General features: G+C 59.4%; 1 protein-coding gene. It reads right to left on the reverse strand.

Features of this window, described 5'->3' with window-relative positions; genetic code table 11:
• Positions 1 to 249 precede the first annotated feature (249 nt).
• A partial coding sequence (locus A6A04_RS00040) for an AAA family ATPase (RefSeq protein WP_156612391.1) occupies positions 250 to 1,257 on the reverse strand: 1,008 nt, incomplete at its 5' end.

Raw genomic sequence — 1,257 nt, forward strand, 5'->3', positions numbered from 1 at the left:
TCGAAGGTGGTTTTACGTTTCGGGTTCATGTGTCCTCCATACAAAGAAAAACCCCCGGCCAGGACGGCGCGGGGGCGGGTTAAGAGCGTGCATGGGTCATGCACACCCGGAATTTTCCAGGGTAAAAACGCCAGTAATTTCAATGGTGTTTGTGGGGTGTGCAGTGTGCATCCCTAGAAAGACGCACAGATGCACACTAGCTGCTGTTCCTGCCAGACCCTTCGGGTGGTCTGACACCCTCCAGGCCGCTCAGAACTCGCAGTCGTCCTCGATGTCGGCCTGGATCGCCGGGACCACTCCCCGTGCTTTGGCGAAGAGAGTATCGACTTCCGAGGCACTGATTAGCCCACGCTCCTGGGCAGTCCTCAGGTGGCGGCTAACGGTGGTCCGGTCTTTCCCCAGTGCCTTCCCAAGTTCCCCTTGGTTCCTATAGTGGCCCGTTCTGAGGAGCCTTACAGCCCCCTCGACGGGATCATCCTCCAAGGGCCTCCAGCTATACCCGTCGATCCCACGGGGATCATCGAGGGACTGGTTTACATCCACGACCAGCGGGGCGGCATCGTCACCAGTGGCATTCCGGGCCTTAGTGAACTTGACGACGAAGCGGGCACCCTGGGCATTCGGTTCCCCTGGGAACTCTAGTGAGATCATCTCGTCCATCACCACGGACTGTGCCGACGTGCCGTGGTACCCGTTCGCCTTGTTCGTGTGCTGAACAGCGATGACGCTGCGCCCCCTGGCCCTTTGGTCTAGGAGAAACTCCTGTACCCCATCCCAGAACTGGACATCATTCCGATCACCAGAGCGGCACAGGGTGAAGAGGTTATCCAGGATGACGAGATCGGGCTTAACGGCCCTGAGGAACTCCACGACCTTGGGGTGATCCCCGGGGTTAGCGAGATCGGGGAACAGGGCCTTGGCGTCCTGGGTGGTCCTCCCGAGGTAGAACAGGTTCTTACCGACCACCCCGGGGTCTGCCCCAAGGGCCTTACTGATGCTCTGAAGCCTCCACTGCATCTTACGACCGGGCATTTCCCCATCGATGTACGCGACCCGATAAGGGCGGGAGGCGGACCATTTCAGGAAGGGCTTACCGCTTGCTGCGGCCACGGCAAGGCCAGCCGTGAACCATGTCTTCCCCAAGCCAGCCGGGCCATAGACCATGTAGAGGCCACCCTTCTCGATGAGCGGAGAAAGGATGTACTCCTCAGGGGGAAACTCGGTGGCAAGTAGCTGTTCAAAGCTGAAATAGGAAAG

The organism is Paramagnetospirillum marisnigri, from assembly GCF_001650715.1.
In the GTDB taxonomy this organism is placed as follows: Bacteria; Pseudomonadota; Alphaproteobacteria; order Rhodospirillales; family Magnetospirillaceae; genus Phaeospirillum; species Phaeospirillum marisnigri.